We start from the raw sequence: 17,124 nt of genomic DNA on the forward strand, positions 1-17,124 counted from the left end.
GTTTAAGACAATGGGAATGAAATCTGAATTTTCAGTCCTTTTCCCTCCTCGCTGTCAAAAGTAATATGCCCACCGAGGCTTTCAATACGGTTTCCCGTATTCCGAAGCCCATTGCCATACCGGAATGTTTCTGACAAACCTACACCATTGTCACTGTAGTGGATATATAGATGACCATCTCGTTGCTCAAACTTGACCACCACCAGACTGGCGCGGCTGTGTTTGCGCATATTGACCATCAATTCCCGCAGGATATGCTCTATTTCACTTTGGGTCTGCTCGGGCACATGTCCCCATACCTGACAGTCGTTGCCTGCAGGAACAATCTCCCTTGAATGGGATTGAAATGAATAGAGCAATTTGGCTATTTTCTGGCCGAAATCCGGCTGATCCGATGGCAGTCCTTCTTGTTCATAGGAAATATCACGGGACTTTTCATACATATATTCCAGTCGGTCTAATATATCCTCCCTATTGATATCCTCTTTATATTCTATCTCAGACATAACTTGGTACAATCCGTTGGCCACCACATCGTGTACTTTCTTGGAGGTTTTGAGCTTATGTTCCTTGATGCGGTTCTGCGCTTCCACCTCCAGACGTTGCTTGCGCCGCTTGTACCAATAAAAACCACTTACCGAAGCAAGCAAGGTCAACGCGATAACCATAGTGACCCGTATGCGCTGCTTATTGACCTCGTTCTGCAACCGTAAATTGTCCGCCTTGTTTTTTTCCACTTCATAGCGGATGAGCGCAAACTGGTTCTTGGCCGCACTGCGCGCCAGCTGCACGCTATCGCTCAGCTGTTGGTAGGTATCGAAATAGGATTTGACGGAATCAGGAGGACTGAGTTTGATTAAAAATTGTAGTGCTCCAATTTGGTCATCAGCGCTATTAAGTTTTTGGCCCATTTCATACCATTGACGGGCATAAAACAAGGCTGAATCAGTTTGTTTTTCTGCGTAGTAATCAGCAAGATGAGCATAACTTGAATTTTGACCCCAAAGGTCATTTTCGTTTTTGCGAATATTTAAAGCTTTTAGGAGATCACGTCTAGGATCAAACGTAGTTTTTTGGCGCCATTGTGCAGCAGCAACATTAGTCAAAGCACGAGCATATTCCCTTTGATTTTTACTGCCTTTCCTTAGAATTAGTCGATATATAGCTAATGCTTTATCATAATTTCCATTTTGCTGATAGGCTCTAGCTTTGTTATTTAGATAGATTCGAGTATCCAAAGAATCATCTGAGAATTGAATTGCTGAATCATAAAATTCTATGGCTTTTTCATATTGGCCAAGCCTAAAAGAAGCTATACCTAAATTGTTCAAATTGGCCTTTAAGTATGTGCGATGTTCAGTATTATGCTCGCTCAAATAGGTCTTTGCCTGAATTGAGGTTTCAATACCACCAAAATAATCGCTATTATCGGTTTGCGTGATAGCCATCTGAATTAAGCAGTTTGCCGCATTTAAACTATCTCGAAGTTCAATGAACACGTCTTTAGCTTTGTCGAAATAAAAAAAACTGCTATCCACCTTCCCTTGATCTAGGTAGTCAAACGCTCGATCATAATATAGATTTGACACCCCTGAACTTGTCTTAACACTATCTCGATACGAACAAGAAAAAAAGAATAGAAGTAAAATGTATATAATCCGATCTTTCAATTAAATTCTGTTTTGATCCGAATTTAGCAAAAAAATGGAGAGTATTTAGCAAAAAAAATGCTAGGCATTTTCACCTAGCATTTTGAATCCGTTTTTTAGTTTTGTCCAGGCCTGGGTGGACGTGTTTGCCCCGTATCCCCACCTGGATTTACACCACCATCATCACTATTGGTTGTAACGGTAGTACCATTATTGTTCGACAAATGACCGTTATCCTTACCCTTTGGGCATGCCAAGCCCATTAATACGGCAAATATAATATGCCACATTTTTCAAAAAATTTAAAAGTTAAAAAGAATTGTAGGTCCCCGCACACCATGTGCGGGGCTTGCTACATTGCTTTTCAGAAGGCCTTCTGAATTTTTTGGGAAGTGGTGAGATTCCATCGCGGGAGCTGATAACTGCTTCCCAAACCGGCTACCAACCACCGCGACTTCTTCTCGTTTTGGAAATCGTTTCTTACATTTGGTTTTAGATTATTGTACCGCAGCTCGAATTGATTTCTGATACAAACATAGAAACGCATAAACAGCTATAAATCAAAATACTCCAATATTTCCAATAAATCCGATACTATTCCGATTTTTCCAGTATAATTCCGTGAAATCGACATGATAAAGTTGTAAATGGGTATATAAATCTTTACGGGATTCCGTAAATTCCGATGGGTAAGGAGATTAATTTTGAAGCCGATGACACCTGATAAGTTTAGAGAGGCAATAATAGTTGCCTATAACGAGAATACGCCCGAAGGATTGGAACAACCATCACCGGGAGATTTGAAGAGATTTTTCCTATCGCTATTGGCCGAAGGATTGTCCAAAGAGGATACCGAGACTTTAACGAAATTTTTCAATCCCATTAACCAATATCCCGACCTAGAAACTGGCATCAAGCGCTATGAACTGGACAAGTTAAAACCGTTAAGAAAGTTTATAATCGGTGAGACCGAGCAGCCCCGTGAAATTATCGTAAAGTTGCTGGCTATATTGATCGATTTCAAGCCTCGACCATATAGTAAATGGAAAGAGGAATGCCAGATTATCCCCAAAGAGAATGATGAACTGAATCAATCCAAACAAAAATCAGATGTTTCTTCAAGCATTGTCTTCATAACAATAGAAGATGAACCTCTTGACGCACAAAAAATGCAAAACAGGGAAACCGAAATCCGAGAACGAGACAACACAACGGAAACTAAGGCAAAAATAGATGGGCAAGCTGTCGACCAATCCGCCACCGTCAACATCACGAACACAAAGAAAACGCTACCAAATATCTATATAGAAATATTGAAGTCTAGATACAGAATAATCATTACCTATTCTTTGGGTATCCTAGTAGCCTGTAGCGGCTTGTTCTTCTATTTTCAGAAATCGAATAAGGGCTGCATGATCTGGACAGGCTATCAATATGAACGTACCTCTTGTGACAAACAGTCTGGCAAGCCGCCCATAGTGACCTATAATGACAGTTTGTATAAGCAAATGACAAGAATAGAAGATCCTAATACTCTTACGAAAAACGATATTGGAAGCACCTGGTATGCAATCATACAGAAAGATAGCTTGGAATTCTATACTTCACCGGGATATCATCCGCTAAACCCGAATAAAAAGCTGAAACCGCTCACAGAGTACATCCTAAACAAGTACGTGAAGGAAAGCAAAAGCAAACTATAATTATTTGCCTGTAACATCAATAGTATGGAAATTAGAATAGATGTATAATATAGTGGTTAAAGGAAAGCTGGATCCAATGTGTATAATTGATTCGACACCTTAATCAAAAAAGTGTATTTTATATTCGACACAAATAGATTATTTTTGTCGAATATAAAATACACATATGGAAAGCCTGTTTTACTATAATGACGTTATGGCGGCCAATATCGGCTTGGATTTCAAACGCGCCCTATATGATGCCATTGACTGGGATCAAAAGATGATTGCCATAAGTGGTGCTAGAGGGGTTGGCAAAACCACGTTGATGCTCCAGAGACAAATAACGGCCATCGGCCTGGGCAGTCATTCACTGTATGTATCCATGGATCATCCGTATTTTTATAACCATAACCTATTTGACCTGACAGATGAGTTTTACAAAATGGGCGGACGTTTTCTGTTCATAGATGAGGTGCATAAATACGGTCAATGGTCAAGGGAATTAAAAGTGATGTACGATGTTTTTCCACAACTGAAAGTCGTGTTTTCCGCCTCTTCTGCTTTGGATATTTATCGTGGAGAGGCCGATTTGAGCAGGAGAGTATTCACTTATTCACTACCTGGCATGTCTTTCAGGGAGTTTCTTTCCTTTAAAAATAAATGGAGCAGCACTATTTTTTCGCTGGATGATGTACTGGAAAAACACCGTCAGCTGACAAATACGATGGTTGCCAACCAGGAATTACAGGTGCTTCCCTTATTTAAGGAATATCTCAAAAATGGCTATTATCCGTTCTCGGTCAATCAGCAGAAAGAAGATTATGTCATCAGGCTTAATCAGGTCATCAATACCATTTTGGATACGGATATGGCATATGCAGACGGTTATACACCTGCCACGGCCATAAAGTTGAAGAAATTGCTGGCTGTACTTGCCGAGTCTGTACCTTTCCAACCCAATGTGGCGGAACTGGCCAGAAAACTAGGAATCAGTCGGGATAGCATTTACCAATACCTGAAATACTTAGAAAAGGCCCTGCTCATTACATCCCTGCATGCCAAGGGAAAGGGGATTTCATTGTTGCAAAAACCAGAAAAAATCTATCTGGAAAACACCAATCTGGCCTATGCCATAACAACTGAACCTGATATGGGAAATATCAGGGAAACGTTTGTGCTGAACCAACTCGTGAATAGCAAATATGAAGTCTATTACCCCAAAGAAGGTGATTTCATGATCGAAGATAAGGTAGTGGAAGTTGGGGGACGCCAGAAAAAAGGAAAACAAATAGCTTCGATTGACAAAGGATATATTGCAGCCGATGATATTCTTACGGGAGCAGGCAATAAGATACCGCTCTGGTTGTTTGGCTTCTTGTATTGATGCCCATCTTTAAGACCCAGCTTTAACTCGATGATCTTCGGTTATTGCATCGCAGAAGGCTTTGAAACAGATCAGAGACGCGGCTAATAGGGTGTATTGATGGCAGTTCAAACAGAAAAGTTTCATTCTTCCGCAAAAACTGGCTATATTTACACCCGTTGATGCAAGAGACTGGTTTTGCCGCTGGTCTGTTCGGCCTTTTATAAATGTTGTTGTCCTTGATTTTTTAGTGATGCTGGTACCAAGAACTTATAGAACCCTATCAAAATTGCAACTAACTGCGCCCATCCTTATACTTGCCGCTTTCCTGTTTTTTTCCTGTTCAAAATCTGATGACTTGCAAGAGCCAGAGCAGACGTATGCAGCGAGGGAGAAGGAATTCCTCAAAGCGTTTCGCGAAAAGGTGAGAGGCGATTGGAAAGTGGAAAGACTGGTTATTAAGAAGGGATATAAAACCCAAGCTACTGGGCTATCGCGGCGATGCTGACGATGCCGCATTTGAGGGAACAACGGGATTGGTCGAGTCTGCCTATTACATTCCCGTACCTATCAGCACCGATTCCCTGCCCGAGGAATACCGGTTCCTGGACAAGTACTTTTTTGGAGACAACTACAGGATGGTGCTGAGCGAAGATGGCCAAAGATGGATATGGAAGGGATTGAATAGGTATATCCGAGAAATGGAACTTACGAGGATAAAATAAAAAAATAGGCATAATATTTATACATTTGCCTTTCAATAATTAATAGAATCCATATCATGAAAGAACTAATTGAAAAAATTAGCACTGAGTTTGAAGCATTCAAGGCGGATGCGGACTTGCAAGCAGAAAAAGGAAACAAGGCTGCCGGAACAAGGGCACGTAAGTCTACCTTGACACTGGAAAAGCTTTTGAAGGAATTCCGCAAAACTTCTTTGGAAGAGTCCAAGAAGTAAAAAAGAAAAACCCCGCACCCTTCCATGCGGGGTTTTGTTGTTCTGGCTGCGCAGCCGGGACTTGGCAAAAACCTACCATTCCACCTCTCCGGGCACGTATCGACTGCCCCTATACAAAATACCGGCACACTTTTTATTCGAGGTATTTATGGTCTTTAACCGACCTTTTATAAATATCCTATGTTAAAAACATCCAAGCAATTGTTACATGTTGCCTTGAGCATCGTCTTATTGGCAATGGCCTACTGCGGCTACCGCGAAATCAAACTATCTCACCAACAGAAAGAGGTGATGGCGATACCTTCACGAGCGTAGCCACAAACAATACGGCGCTGCAGCCGGGCTTTATCGTGTTCTTGACATTTGTGCTATATGGCCTCACCCTCTCGGAGATCCTGAAGCGCATAACGGAGAAAAGTGCGGATGCATAGCGCCCGGAGGCAAGCAGGCAAGGCTGCAATGGGCCGCTTTACCTCAAAAGCGTATGCTGGCTGGCGGTGAAGATGTCGCGCCATACCCTATTGATATCGGACGAAGGATCGGCACCATACATGCCCATATAAGGGAACAGGCGGAAGGCCATTTCCCTGGCTTCCTTTACCAATAGCCTGCTCTGCTGCCCCACCCGACCGAACAGGGCATTTGCCTCATGGCCATCTGTCCCTAGCACCACTGCCTCCCACGACTGCCGTACCACCTCGTAAAATTTCGTCCGCAGGTCTGCCAACTGACCTACACAGGTTCCCAACAATTGCCATTCCAGGGCGGGCATTGGCGCATCATGGCCTAAAGCCATTTTTTTGCGCGCCATATGCTTTTGGCACAGTGATAGGAAATGCTGCACCATGCCCAAGGTATTGACGGCAAGGGTGGCCTCTGCAAATGGCAGAAAAGGGTATCGGTATATGAGATGGTCTATGGTGGCTGCCTCTGGCACCAGGTGAAAGCAGCGGTTTTTCGGGACTTTAGCTTGAGCAACTCGGAAGCTATGGCCTGCCGTGGCCACCAGGCCCATGGTATGCCAATCTGCGTTCAGAACCACTTCCCCCGGCAGAAAAAAGAACGAACGAACCAGCTCTCTCCCATCGCCATCCAATAGGGCTGTTCCATCATCCTGCACCAGGCGGCAATTGGCCGTGAAGACGCTAAGGTGGGGAGCACCGGTGGCATATTTCCAATCACCGCTTACGAGGTAGCCATCATCGATTAGCGCTGCCGTGCCGCTGGCCATGCCGCTCCCACCGAAGCACACCTGCCTGTTCTCGAACAAGGGCCCTGCCACCTCCTTTTCCAAGAAGCCTACGAACATGGTGGCACCGCTGCACAGGGTAACCGTCCAGCCCAGGCTGCCATCGATGCGGGCCAGGTGCTCCTCCAGCTGCAGCGCTTCCACCAGGCCCAGCTCCAGGCCACCCAAACTTTTCGGGACGAACAGCTTGAACCATTTTTGCGCGTAAATGATCTCCAGCTGTCTGTCCGTAAGCGTCCCTTGCCTCTCCGCATCGGCCGCCTCATTGGCGAGCAGCGCTTCCAAGGCTACGGGTATCTTCACGGTATCGGGTTCGCTCATGCTGTCCTTTGTGCTTGCCATGGTTGAAATATCATTTGCCCGTAGCCTTCAATAGCTCGTCGATAGCCTTGTCCAGCTGCACCGACTGCCCACCGTAGCTCTCGCCCATGGGCCGATGGCTGTACACGTCCGGCTGCCGGGGGTTCAGCTCCATATCTTTCCCCTCGTGATCCGTAATCCTGGAAAAGGGCAAGCGGATACTCGAGCCATCCAGCAGCTGCGCGGCAGAGGTAAAAATGATCCATCCAGCGGTGGGCTCCCCTACCACCGTCCCCAGTTTCATGGCCTTATACCCTTCGGTGAAGTCTTCGGCATCGGAGAGGGAGTGCTGATTGATAAGCAGTACGGTGGGTTTCTGCAAAGCCCTTTGTCCCAGCTGCAAACGTGCGGGTGCGGCGGGCATGTCCCTACCTGTCATGGTCAGGTAGGGCCTACGCGCGAACACGTCTAGGGCGTAGGCGTTCACAAAGCCGCCGTTGTTGTTCCTGATATCGATGATGACGCCCTCCTTGGTGAGATTTTGGGCATCCAGGTCGATGTAAAGTTGTTCCAGGGCCTCGGCACTCATGTTGAGCATGTGCACATAGCCCAGTCGTCCGTCGCTCTTCTGGGCCACATAGTCCCGCTGGCTGGCTACCCATTGCCGGTACCGCAATTGCTTCTCGGCCATTAGATTGACTGGCAGCAATGCTACTTCCTTGCCTGTCTGCAAGGTCAGGACCACCTTTTTGCCTAGTTTATTTTCCAGTAGTTGGCCGATATTCGTTCGGCTATCGAGCTGCTGGCCATCGATGGCCAGCAAGATATCCCCTACCCCGATGTTGCCCGCTATATCGGCAGGTCCACCAGCAACGATAGCGGACACTTGGAAGTGCCCTTTATCCAGGTATTCTTTCACATCAAAATCGAGCCCTAGCCGTGCCGTAGACGAACGTTGTCCCCCCGAGGCGGAGACGCCCATATGGGATGCGTTCAGCTCGCCCACCATGAGGTTGAGCATGCGGCGAAGTTCTTCCGGCGTCTGCACGCCCTGCACCACCTCTTGATAGTTTTTCAGCACGCCGTTCCAATCGACACCATGAAAATGGGGGTCATAAAATCCCTTATTGAGCACATCCCAAGTTTGGTAAACCAGCAGCTGCTTCTCCTGTTCGAAATCAACTTCCATTTGCACGTTGGTGGCCAAGGTCTTGGGCGTATGGTCGCCCGTCAGGTTGAGATACTGTATGCTGCCTCCTTGCAGATAGTACAGCTGCTTGTCGTCGGCCGTGAACTGCAAGGCATTCTTGCCTCCCCTGGCGCTCTGCAGCAGCTGCGGCCGCGGATTGTCCTGCGCCTCATCCAATGGATACAGAAAGAGCGATTGTTGCCCCAACTGATTGGTGGTAAAGGCCATTTTCTTGCCGTCGTGGCTGATGACGTAAGACCCAATGCTGACGTCAAATGGCAATAAGGTGAGCCTATCCCTGATATGTTCAAAGGCGATCTCCACATTTGAGCTGTCTTTCTTATCGGCCGCTGTGCCCTTCGTTTTATCGGACTTGGCGGCATCGAACAGCTCATAGAAGGCGTCTTCTTTGAAAGCCTTTGTACCTGCTTTCAGCTCTATACGCGCTATTCGGGCATTCTCCGTCCTTTGGGAGGTGCCAAAATAAATGTATTTTCCATCGGCAGACCACTCAGGGCCATTGCCGAACGTATTGGCCAAAAAGCTTACTGGCTTGCTCTCGCCGCCTTGGCGTGGCACCACCCATATATTGCGAATGGCATTTTCGTCGTAATTGGCAAAGGCAAGCCACTGGTTGTCCGGCGACCAGGCAATGCTTTCGTTGCCGGAGAAGGACATCCTGCCTAAATAACCTTCATACAAAACCTGCTCGCGTTTGCTTTCCAAATCCAGCACGATCACTTGCTTGGTATTGCGCAGATAGGCCAGGTAGAGGCCATTGGGCGAAAGTACCAGCGAGCTGAGATCGCCTTTTTCTACCGCTATCTCGCTGAGCTTCCGGGTAGAAAAATCATACTGCCACAGCTTGCCTCCCTCGGGCCCATAGCTCGTAAAAATAAGTTTCTTGCTATCCTTGGTCCATACGGGATTGGCCTCTATGGCCAGGGTATTGGTCACCCTGATGGCCTCGCCACCTGTCGTGGAAGAGGAGGCAAATAATTCGCCATGGGCAATAAAGGCCACTTTCTTCCCATCCGGGGAGACCCTCAGATTGCTAAAACCACTGTTCAGCTGCTCCAGATTGACCATCTCCCTATTCCCTACCCCTTTGAGCGTGATGTTGACGGGGGCTGCCTGCTTTGTATTGGTATCGTACAACCAAATCTTGAAATCACGCTCGAAGGCTATTTTCCCTGCCTTATTGGCGATGGAGGGCCACAGCACGCGCCCCGTCTTAAAATCTGTCAATGCCTGCTCTTGCCCTTGCAGATCGCTATACCATAAATTTTGATGGCCATTCTGGTCGGAAACATAGTAGAGCCCCTTACCATCGGCTGCCCACATGGGCCATACCTTTCTTGCTTTCCCTTGGCCCAGTGGCTTATAGGCCGATGGCGACAGCTTTTGCTTCAACTCCAGCAGCCACAGCTCCGTTTGGTCGAGGTGGCTGCTGCCCTTCCTCCACCATTGCCCTGCGGCCATGCCCCTTCCCACAAAGGCCAGGGTCTTGCCGTCGGGCGATTCGGCACCGTGATATTCCGTTGCATAGCGGTCGGCACTTAAAGGGAGTGGACTTCCGCCATCTACCGGCACTATCCAGATATCGTTCATTCCCGCTATATCGTTTGCCGATGAATGGAAATACAGGTACTTCCCATCGGCAGACCAGCCCGAGAGCTCCTCATACCCATCATCAAAAGTGATCCGCAAGAGCTTGCCCGTTCCCAGGGACAGGACATAGATATCGCCATTGCCAGTACGGGTGGAGACGAAGGCCAGCGACTTGCCATCGGGCGAGTATATGGGACGGGCATCGTAGGCTGGGTGCGACACCAATAGGCGTGCCTCGCCCCCACCTGCCGCCACGGTCCAAATATCGCCGCCAGACACAAAGGCAAGCTCCGTCCCATCCGGAGAGATGCCGGGATCGGCATATATCGATACCGTTGAACCTGTGGGTTGGGCATAGACACCGCCGGTGCTCAATACCACCATTGCTCCTGCAAGAAGGCTTGACAATTTAGATTTCTTTTTCATATAACTGTGCGATTATCACGAAGTCAAATATACGGCTTGTGCCTATTCATGTAGGTTTTGTAACAGATTTTTTGTCGATTGTATTTATCCGTTCGTCTATGGCTCTTTCCTTTTGACGATAAAAATGAGCTGTTCGTCTAAAACCTTATTATCGCATGCAACTATTTTCAGATAATTGCGTCATATAAACAAAAGCATGGCAGAAAGCGATAAACATCGGAAGCCATGCGAAATGGATTTTAAGCTGGCCGGCAACAAAAATTAAAAGAGTAAATCAAAAGGTATAACGGTTGGAAAACAACCATAGAAGATTAAAAAAATGAAAGCGTTCATCTTATCAGCAATCTTGGCCTCCGCCGTATTAAGCAGCCAAGCCGCTACTGCCCCCATGCGTGGTATTCAAATGGAAAACGATGCCTACAATGAGGATCACAAGACCGTAAGCCAGTTGAAGGACAAACTGGAATTTCAAAAGAAAAGTGTGGAGACACTATGGCAACAATATGAAGCGGCGGTTTCTAAGGTAAAAAACACCAGGGGTAGCCATGCCGACCTGGATGCCGACTATGCCTACTTCACCAATTTGTACAAGGAAGACATCAAAAAAGGTTTTAACGTAGAAGAGGCTGAAAGGACATTGCAGGAACTGAAAAAAACTTATCAGGAAAAACATGCTCTGCGTAATGAAAAGGAGCAGGCACAGATATACCAGCTGAGCGTGCAGCTGGAGAAAAAACTGCAAAAGGAAAGTAAAGCGCTGAAAAAGATAAAAAGTAAAAACAGCGATCTGATTGCCGAAGAGGTGGTTCCCCTAGTGGCAGAAATCGAAACTTATTTTTCCCAATCACTGGCCAAAGCGGAAGGACTGAAAATTGCGGCATCAAAGCCTGGTAGCTACTACGCCAAGCTTTAATGCAAAAATATTAAAAATCATGTGTGTTTGGTCGACTCCCAAGTCGACGGCGGTCCCCTCCCCGGGGGCCGCTTTTTTTATTTAGTGGGTAACGACTTTAAGGCCTACAATAGAGCCGATTAAGGTGACAAGAAAAAATAACCGCAGAAAAGTAGCGGGCTCTTTAAAAACCAATATCCCGACCAAAACGGTACCCACTGCGCCAATCCCCGTCCACACGGCATAGGCCGTACCAATCGGCAAAGTTTGGGTGGCCTTTATTAAAAGCCCCATACTGGCAGCCAGGGCAATCAGAAAGCCTGCGTACCACCAATACATTTCAGTGCCCGTGGTCTCCTTCGCCTTTCCTAAACAGAAAGCAAATGCTACTTCAAATAAGCCTGCTATAACCAAAACAATCCAATTCATTTCTCTTAACTTTTTTTGCAAAGGTCGGAAATGGGATTGAGGAAAATTTCACAAATGATAAAAAATGAAGTTTTATTGTTTTTCGTGGCTGTCTTACCAAGGATTATTTGCTTTGTCACTTTCGCGAGGAACTCTTTCGGCTGTGGGTGCTTCAAAATGTATTTTTTCTCTGCCGAACGATAAGGGGCAACATCAATTTTTGTGTAACCACCGTAACCCAATTGGAACAGGGGAATTGTGCCAAGCCCAAAGCCGTTCTTCTATAAGTGCTTTGTCATAATTTCGGATAGCATCTCGAAAATGCGAGACCCTTAGTTAATTAGCGGTAGTATTTTTATCAATTAAATGATTGTCTAAACTCCAAGGGTGACATCTCGGTCTTTTTTTTGAATAATTTGCTGAAAGACTGCGGATATTCAAAACCAAACTGATAGGCAATTTCACTGACGGACAAATCTGTAGTGGTCAATACTTCTTTGGCTTTTTCTATTAAATGATTGTGGATATGCTGTTGTGTGTTTTGTCCTGTAAGGTTGCGAAGCATATCACTTAGATAATCTGCTGAAACATTTAATTCGCCAGAAACATATTGAACGGTTGGAAGCCCTGATTCCTGCAACTGTCCACTGTTGAAATAATTGGACAATAAACTTTCCAATTTCATCAACAGATCGCTGCCTGCTGTTCTGCGGGTAATGAATTGCCGGTTGTAAAAGCGGTTGCAATAATTCAGCAGCAATTCGATGTGGGAAACAATGACATCCTGGCTAAAACTATCGATAACCGAACGATATTCGTGTGCTATGTTTTGCATGATAGCCGTTACCACTTTTTCTTCATCGTCCGAAAGATGCAGGGCTTCATTGACGGTATACGAAAAATAACCGTATTCCTTTATTGCTTTTCCCAAAGGATAGTTCCTTATAAAATCTGGATGAACCACCAGCCAGTATCCCGATAGCTTCAAGTTCTCAACGATATCGGTGGTGACCACCTGCATGGGTGAAAAGAAGGTCATTACGCCTTCATCAAAATCATAATACTGTTGTCCGTATTTCATTTTGCCCTCAAAGTTCTTCTTGATGGCAATGCAATAGAAATTATAGGAAACACTCCGCAGGCTTTCATCGTCAAAGCATTTGATTTCCTCAAAATTGATCACGCTTACCAATGGGTGCTTGGCCTTCGGCAATTCCAATAGCCGGTGCAATTCTGAAATCGAATGGATAATATACGGTTTATTGCTTTTATTCTTCATGTATGTAAAGATAAAAAATCAGTCGAAATTGGTTGATAAGGTCAAATGCTTCCAGGCTTCAAACTCCTGCATTTCTTTTTCCCGATGTTCTTGTATGAGCTGATAGGTATCTGTTCCCAATAACAGGCGTAATGGCGGATTTTCCAACCCAACTATTTCGGTTAGTATCTTTACCAACTTTTCGGGGTCGCCAATTTGTTGTCCGCTGTATGCTGTCCACATTTTTTCTGCCTCGTCCAACCCATATACCGGAATCCTGTTTTTAGCAAATTGCATAGAGCCTTTGTCCATAAAATTAGTCCTGAATTGTCCCGGTGCTACCACCGTAACTTTTATGCCAAAAGCATCTACTTCCTGTGCCAACGCTTCGGACAGCCCGATTACGGCAAACTTCGCTGCGTTATAGCTTGTCGCATTGGCAAAACCCACATAACCCGCATTGGATGAAATATTGATGATATGCCCCGATTGCTGTTGCCTTAAATACGGCATTACATTCCGTATAACATTTACCGTACCGAAAAGATTGACGTCCACCGTTTGGCGGAACTCTGTGTCCGTCATTTCTTCCATGCTACCCACTAAAGAATAACCTGCATTATTGACCACCACGTCCAATTTTCCAAATTTTTCAATGCTTTGCCGAACTGCATTTTTCACTTCTTTGTCGGATGTAATGTCCACTTTCAAAGGCAAAAAATCCTTCTGATATGCTGTAATGGAAGTTTTTAAATCTTCGGTATTCCTCGAAGTAGCGACCACTTTATCGCCTTGTGATAATGCCAATCTGGTCAGTGCAAGCCCTAAACCTTTCGATCCTCCTGTGATAAACCACACTTTTTGATTGCTCATGCTCTCCTATTTTTATGATTAATTAATCCATTTACCATTAAGTTTTTTATCAAGGAGTTAAGGGGATTAAGCCTTTATCTTAATTTACCTAATGTCTTAATGGTTATTTGCAAAAGTCGACAAGTTCTAAAACTAAAAAGTGTCCAAATCCTGTATGGTTGTATTCAAAACAAGGAATTTTTTTGTTCGTCGTGGACGTAGGTTAGTATGGGCGGGTATTTTTTAGCACAAAAGTTTAATAGAAGAACGAAAGCTGAACCTTGCACAAAGGTCCAATCGAAGCACTTGATGTTAGCGGTTCGGACATTTATTCAAGTCCTTTTTTGACTGGATTCCAAAATGGCTTTGTTTTTATTTGTTTCGTGTCCCAATTCAGTTCTCGTCTGAAAAATTGGTTTAACGCAACACAAATTCTACTGTCGCCACCGATGTAAACTATTTTCCTACCGGTCATACCTAGAACAATTTCTTTAATCTTGCTCACAATACTTTCATAAGGATTTTGAGGCATTTCATAAAAGTCGAATGGCGTTGTTCCGTCAATGTCTGTGTATAATTCGTCTTTATGCTGGCTGTATAAAATACTTTCAACTTGCTTGTCTTTGGACAGATTTCGTCTAATCATATACAGATGAGATAATGCCGATAAATCGCCAATCATTAAATAACTGTCAGCACTTTCGTCTAAGATGAAATTTCCTTTTTTCCACGTAAAATAGATTTTATCCCCTGCCTGACATTCTTCTGTCCATTTAGCACCTACACCTTTGCTGTGCGTGGCTATTGCCAAGTCAATAGTTCCGTTTTCCTTATCAATGTTCCACACAGAATAACTTCTAACAAAATCTTGCAGTGCAATACTTTCGTCTGACAAACCAATTCCTACCCGCAAAAAGTAGCCGGGAACAAATTCGGCATTTTTTATGCCGTTTCCTTTCACTTGGATTCTATACACCGACTCCGATAATTTTTCTTTCTTCTCAATGGTGTTTTCCTTGAGAAGCCGTTGCAATATGTTTCTAATTATTCCCATTTTTGTTTTGTTGTGTATCGTTTGTTGCCTGACCGCTAATGGTTAGCAGCTGCCTTTATCCTTCTGTCGTGTCCGTCAGTTTTTACAATCCTTTCTTTCCTTCCAGCCAATAGCCCTGCGAATAAATATTTCCTTGCGTTTTGTCTTTTAACACTTTTCTGAATGCCTGAACGGACTTTACATTACCTGTTAATGCAAAATTGGCGGTGTCCCATTCATCTGTTTGAAATAAAGACAAATTGCTTATCCATTTTTCATTTCTAAATGAATTGTTTTTGGGGAACGTTGTATAATTTTCTAAACCTAAAAGTTCGGGAATATTTTTATTCACTTCTTCCAACTCAAAATAAAATTGAAATTGATGATTGTTCTTTTTCAATAACGGTAAAAGTGCAAACGCCACGCCCAACGAAGTTTCATCGCCAAAAAAGAATTGCCGTTTCACATTTTTTTCATACAACTTTTTCCCTCTTGGCGGACTGATAAACAATTTATCATTTAATTTGAGCGTGTCAATGTATCTGCTTCCGACTCCGTTGCCGTGAATGTGAAAAATAATTTCAAAAATTTCCTTTTCCTTGTCGTGAAATGTAACTGTATAATTTCTAAACTCTGTCTCGCTAACACGCACAACGCTTGCGTAACCGATTTGAAAACTCCATTTTGATATATCGCCCTGAAAACGGATTTTTTTTATTTGTGAACTGATGTAAGAAGTTTCTAAAACTTTCACATTGGGCCGCATTGTATTTCCGAACAAATTACTAACCCATTTTGGTATGCTTGAAATCATTGTCTGCTACATTAAAATTTAACGTAAAGGAACAATGAACTACAACCTCAAACAATGCAAGAAAAAGGTATGTATTGGACTAATCGTGGTTTATTGATGGTGGTTTGTTTTTTTATGGCATCAATGAGCTGAGGTTTTGTTTCTAAACGCCAAAGCTGTCATTCCGGTCACTTTGGTAAATAGACGTGAAAAATAAGGATAATCGTCATAACCCAAGTCGGTTGCAATTTCTTTTACAGATTTATTAGAATGATATAGCAAACGTTTGGCTTCTAAAATTATACGTTGCTGTATGTGATGTGAAACGGAAAAGCCAGTTGTGTTTTTCACACATTCGTTCAGATATGCAGTTGAAATGTTTAGTTGTTGAGCATATTCACCTGGTCGTTTGGCGCTAACAAAATTCCATTCCAATAATTCCTTAAACGCTTTGCTTACAATTTCGAATCGTGAAAGTTTGTCAAGCGGTTTTGATTGGGCTAAATATTGTGAAATCACAAGCCCAATTACGGTATTACAACTTCCGGTAAGCAACGAATGATATAATTTTTCATTTTTTCGTTCGGATAGTTTTATACAAAGAGATACAGCTTCGGAAATAACAGAAAATGCTTCTTTCTTTAATGTCAGGGGGTTTGCGGGAGCAATGTCTCCCAATAATTTTAAATATTCAGGATTTAAGTTTTCGTTGCTGATTGCCCAGATACTTGCAATTGCGTTCCTGAACTCTAAAGTTCTATGCACTTGATTTTGATGAATAAAAATGACCGATGAAGGTTTCACTATGTATTTCTTGAAATCAATTTCAATAGTTGTTGTTCCTTTTTCTTGTAAGAAAAACAAATGGAAATCATCTCTGTGCGATTGTTTTATGCTGTTAAACTCCTCAAACTGCTCGTATAAATAAAAATCCTTACTCGACATTTTTCCAATGAAAATGCCTGTGCCGAACATATTCGCAATAGAATTTACAGGTATGGAATTTGATTTTTTCGGCATTGTTTATTTTCCCGTTCCAAATTTAGAAATAAATGTTCCCGATTTGCATTTGGTCGTGACTGACGAAGGGCGTTTTTTTTTAGCGCAAAAGTTTAATAGAAACACTACCGTTCAATGTAGCACAAATGTTCAATAGTGGCATTTCACCCGCCTATTGCCAATACGATGTGCCTGTTGCACAACTCAAAAATATAAAAATATTTAGTATCTTGTCCTTATGCAAGGACGCAAAGAATTTACTCCACAGCTTTTTTATGAACTGAGCTTAGACCGGCTGGTTGCTCAGGACAATTTTTATCGTAAAGTAAATCGTGATTTGGATTTACATTTTCTTTATCAATCAACACAACAATATTACGGTCATGAAGGTCAGCAGAGCATTGACCCTGTAGTTTTTTTCAAGATTTTGTTGGTTGGCTATCTGAATAATATCAACAG

The 17,124-nt window shown here is 43.7% G+C and carries 18 protein-coding genes; 8 read left to right on the top strand and 10 right to left on the bottom strand.

The window, feature by feature from the left end; all coding sequences use genetic code 11:
* Positions 1–2 precede the first annotated feature (2 nt).
* Positions 3–1,589 (bottom strand): ATP-binding protein, encoded by a 1,587-nt coding sequence (locus A37S_RS0122945; protein ID WP_028298946.1) that lies wholly within the window; start codon positions 1,587–1,589, stop codon positions 3–5.
* Positions 1,590–1,765: 176 nt separating this feature from the next.
* A complete protein-coding gene (locus tag A37S_RS27660) occupies positions 1,766–1,939 on the bottom strand; it encodes a hypothetical protein (RefSeq protein ID WP_169719554.1) in 174 nt (57 codons plus the stop codon).
* 423 nt (positions 1,940–2,362) lie between these two features.
* Here A37S_RS27660 and A37S_RS0122955 point away from each other — a divergent pair, with 423 nt between their 5' ends.
* From A37S_RS0122955 to A37S_RS28210, 6 genes are all read left to right on the top strand, one after another.
* Positions 2,363–3,352, top strand: a complete 990-nt coding sequence (locus A37S_RS0122955; RefSeq protein ID WP_028298947.1) for a hypothetical protein — start codon at positions 2,363–2,365, stop codon at positions 3,350–3,352.
* A gap of 166 nt (positions 3,353–3,518) precedes the next feature.
* The gene (locus tag A37S_RS0122960) at positions 3,519–4,718 is read left to right on the top strand and encodes an ATP-binding protein (protein ID WP_028298948.1); all 1,200 of its coding nucleotides are present in this window, start codon (positions 3,519–3,521) and stop codon (positions 4,716–4,718) included.
* A 232-nt stretch (positions 4,719–4,950) separates the two neighbouring features.
* The gene (locus A37S_RS27665; RefSeq protein ID WP_028298949.1) at positions 4,951–5,205 is read left to right on the top strand and encodes a hypothetical protein; all 255 of its coding nucleotides are present in this window, start codon (positions 4,951–4,953) and stop codon (positions 5,203–5,205) included.
* A gap of 28 nt (positions 5,206–5,233) precedes the next feature.
* On the top strand, positions 5,234–5,422 hold the full coding sequence (locus tag A37S_RS0122970) for a hypothetical protein (protein WP_028298950.1): 189 nt from the start codon (positions 5,234–5,236) through the stop codon (positions 5,420–5,422).
* 56 nt (positions 5,423–5,478) lie between these two features.
* On the top strand, positions 5,479–5,655 hold the full coding sequence (locus tag A37S_RS0122975) for a histone H1 (RefSeq protein WP_028298951.1): 177 nt from the start codon (positions 5,479–5,481) through the stop codon (positions 5,653–5,655).
* A gap of 180 nt (positions 5,656–5,835) precedes the next feature.
* The gene (locus A37S_RS28210; protein WP_281169891.1) at positions 5,836–5,970 is read left to right on the top strand and encodes a hypothetical protein; all 135 of its coding nucleotides are present in this window, start codon (positions 5,836–5,838) and stop codon (positions 5,968–5,970) included.
* A 154-nt stretch (positions 5,971–6,124) separates the two neighbouring features.
* Here A37S_RS28210 and A37S_RS0122980 read toward each other — a convergent pair whose 3' ends face one another.
* The gene (locus tag A37S_RS0122980; RefSeq protein WP_084164022.1) at positions 6,125–7,246 is read right to left on the bottom strand and encodes an acyl-CoA dehydrogenase family protein; all 1,122 of its coding nucleotides are present in this window, start codon (positions 7,244–7,246) and stop codon (positions 6,125–6,127) included.
* 10 nt (positions 7,247–7,256) lie between these two features.
* Positions 7,257–10,430 carry a S41 family peptidase gene (locus tag A37S_RS0122985; RefSeq protein WP_028298953.1) on the bottom strand — a complete coding sequence of 1,058 codons (3,174 nt, stop codon included), beginning with the start codon at positions 10,428–10,430 and terminating at the stop codon, positions 7,257–7,259.
* Positions 10,431–10,749: 319 nt separating this feature from the next.
* Here A37S_RS0122985 and A37S_RS0123000 point away from each other — a divergent pair, with 319 nt between their 5' ends.
* Positions 10,750–11,343 carry a hypothetical protein gene (locus A37S_RS0123000; RefSeq protein WP_157279061.1) on the top strand — a complete coding sequence of 198 codons (594 nt, stop codon included), beginning with the start codon at positions 10,750–10,752 and terminating at the stop codon, positions 11,341–11,343.
* Positions 11,344–11,424: 81 nt separating this feature from the next.
* Here A37S_RS0123000 and A37S_RS0123005 read toward each other — a convergent pair whose 3' ends face one another.
* The 6 genes from A37S_RS0123005 to A37S_RS0123035 all read right to left on the bottom strand — a co-directional run bounded on the left by A37S_RS0123005 (position 11,425) and on the right by A37S_RS0123035 (position 16,686).
* A complete protein-coding gene (locus A37S_RS0123005; RefSeq protein ID WP_028298955.1) occupies positions 11,425–11,751 on the bottom strand; it encodes a DMT family transporter in 327 nt (108 codons plus the stop codon).
* A gap of 337 nt (positions 11,752–12,088) precedes the next feature.
* Entirely contained in the window at positions 12,089–13,009 is a 921-nt protein-coding gene (locus A37S_RS0123015) for a helix-turn-helix domain-containing protein (protein WP_028298957.1), read from the bottom strand.
* Between the two features lie 18 nt (positions 13,010–13,027).
* Positions 13,028–13,861 (bottom strand): SDR family NAD(P)-dependent oxidoreductase, encoded by an 834-nt coding sequence (locus A37S_RS0123020; RefSeq protein ID WP_028298958.1) that lies wholly within the window; start codon positions 13,859–13,861, stop codon positions 13,028–13,030.
* A 307-nt stretch (positions 13,862–14,168) separates the two neighbouring features.
* Positions 14,169–14,894: a siderophore-interacting protein gene (locus A37S_RS0123025; protein ID WP_028298959.1), complete on the bottom strand. Its 726-nt coding sequence runs from the start codon at positions 14,892–14,894 to the stop codon at positions 14,169–14,171.
* Between the two features lie 82 nt (positions 14,895–14,976).
* Complete coding sequence (locus tag A37S_RS0123030) at positions 14,977–15,687, bottom strand: FAD-binding oxidoreductase (protein ID WP_157279064.1); 711 nt, start codon at positions 15,685–15,687, stop codon at positions 14,977–14,979.
* Positions 15,688–15,807: 120 nt separating this feature from the next.
* On the bottom strand, positions 15,808–16,686 hold the full coding sequence (locus A37S_RS0123035; protein ID WP_028298961.1) for an AraC family transcriptional regulator: 879 nt from the start codon (positions 16,684–16,686) through the stop codon (positions 15,808–15,810).
* 217 nt (positions 16,687–16,903) lie between these two features.
* Here A37S_RS0123035 and A37S_RS27905 point away from each other — a divergent pair.
* A partial coding sequence (locus A37S_RS27905; protein ID WP_028298962.1) for a transposase occupies positions 16,904–17,124 on the top strand: 221 nt, incomplete at its 3' end.

The sequence above is a fragment of the Olivibacter sitiensis DSM 17696 genome (genome assembly GCF_000427965.1).
GTDB lineage: Bacteria > Bacteroidota > Bacteroidia > Sphingobacteriales > Sphingobacteriaceae > Olivibacter > Olivibacter sitiensis.

Excerpts from the sequence above, each read along its gene's own strand:
- A37S_RS0122955 (WP_028298947.1), top strand. The coding sequence starts at position 2,363 with ATGACACCTGATAAGTTTAGAGAGGCAATAATAGTTGCCTATAACGAG.
- A37S_RS0122985 (WP_028298953.1), bottom strand. The coding sequence starts at position 10,430 with ATGAAAAAGAAATCTAAATTGTCAAGCCTTCTTGCAGGAGCAATGGTG.
- A37S_RS0123030 (WP_157279064.1), bottom strand. The coding sequence starts at position 15,687 with ATGATTTCAAGCATACCAAAATGGGTTAGTAATTTGTTCGGAAATACA.
- A37S_RS0122960 (WP_028298948.1), top strand. The coding sequence starts at position 3,519 with ATGGAAAGCCTGTTTTACTATAATGACGTTATGGCGGCCAATATCGGC.
- A37S_RS0123025 (WP_028298959.1), bottom strand. The coding sequence starts at position 14,894 with ATGGGAATAATTAGAAACATATTGCAACGGCTTCTCAAGGAAAACACC.
- A37S_RS0123015 (WP_028298957.1), bottom strand. The coding sequence starts at position 13,009 with ATGAAGAATAAAAGCAATAAACCGTATATTATCCATTCGATTTCAGAA.
- A37S_RS27660 (WP_169719554.1), bottom strand. The coding sequence starts at position 1,939 with ATGTGGCATATTATATTTGCCGTATTAATGGGCTTGGCATGCCCAAAG.
- A37S_RS0123035 (WP_028298961.1), bottom strand. The coding sequence starts at position 16,686 with ATGCCGAAAAAATCAAATTCCATACCTGTAAATTCTATTGCGAATATG.
- A37S_RS0123005 (WP_028298955.1), bottom strand. The coding sequence starts at position 11,751 with ATGAATTGGATTGTTTTGGTTATAGCAGGCTTATTTGAAGTAGCATTT.
- A37S_RS0123020 (WP_028298958.1), bottom strand. The coding sequence starts at position 13,861 with ATGAGCAATCAAAAAGTGTGGTTTATCACAGGAGGATCGAAAGGTTTA.
- A37S_RS0122980 (WP_084164022.1), bottom strand. The coding sequence starts at position 7,246 with ATGGCAAGCACAAAGGACAGCATGAGCGAACCCGATACCGTGAAGATA.
- A37S_RS0123000 (WP_157279061.1), top strand. The coding sequence starts at position 10,750 with ATGAAAGCGTTCATCTTATCAGCAATCTTGGCCTCCGCCGTATTAAGC.
- A37S_RS0122975 (WP_028298951.1), top strand. The coding sequence starts at position 5,479 with ATGAAAGAACTAATTGAAAAAATTAGCACTGAGTTTGAAGCATTCAAG.
- A37S_RS28210 (WP_281169891.1), top strand. The coding sequence starts at position 5,836 with ATGTTAAAAACATCCAAGCAATTGTTACATGTTGCCTTGAGCATCGTC.
- A37S_RS27665 (WP_028298949.1), top strand. The coding sequence starts at position 4,951 with ATGCTGGTACCAAGAACTTATAGAACCCTATCAAAATTGCAACTAACT.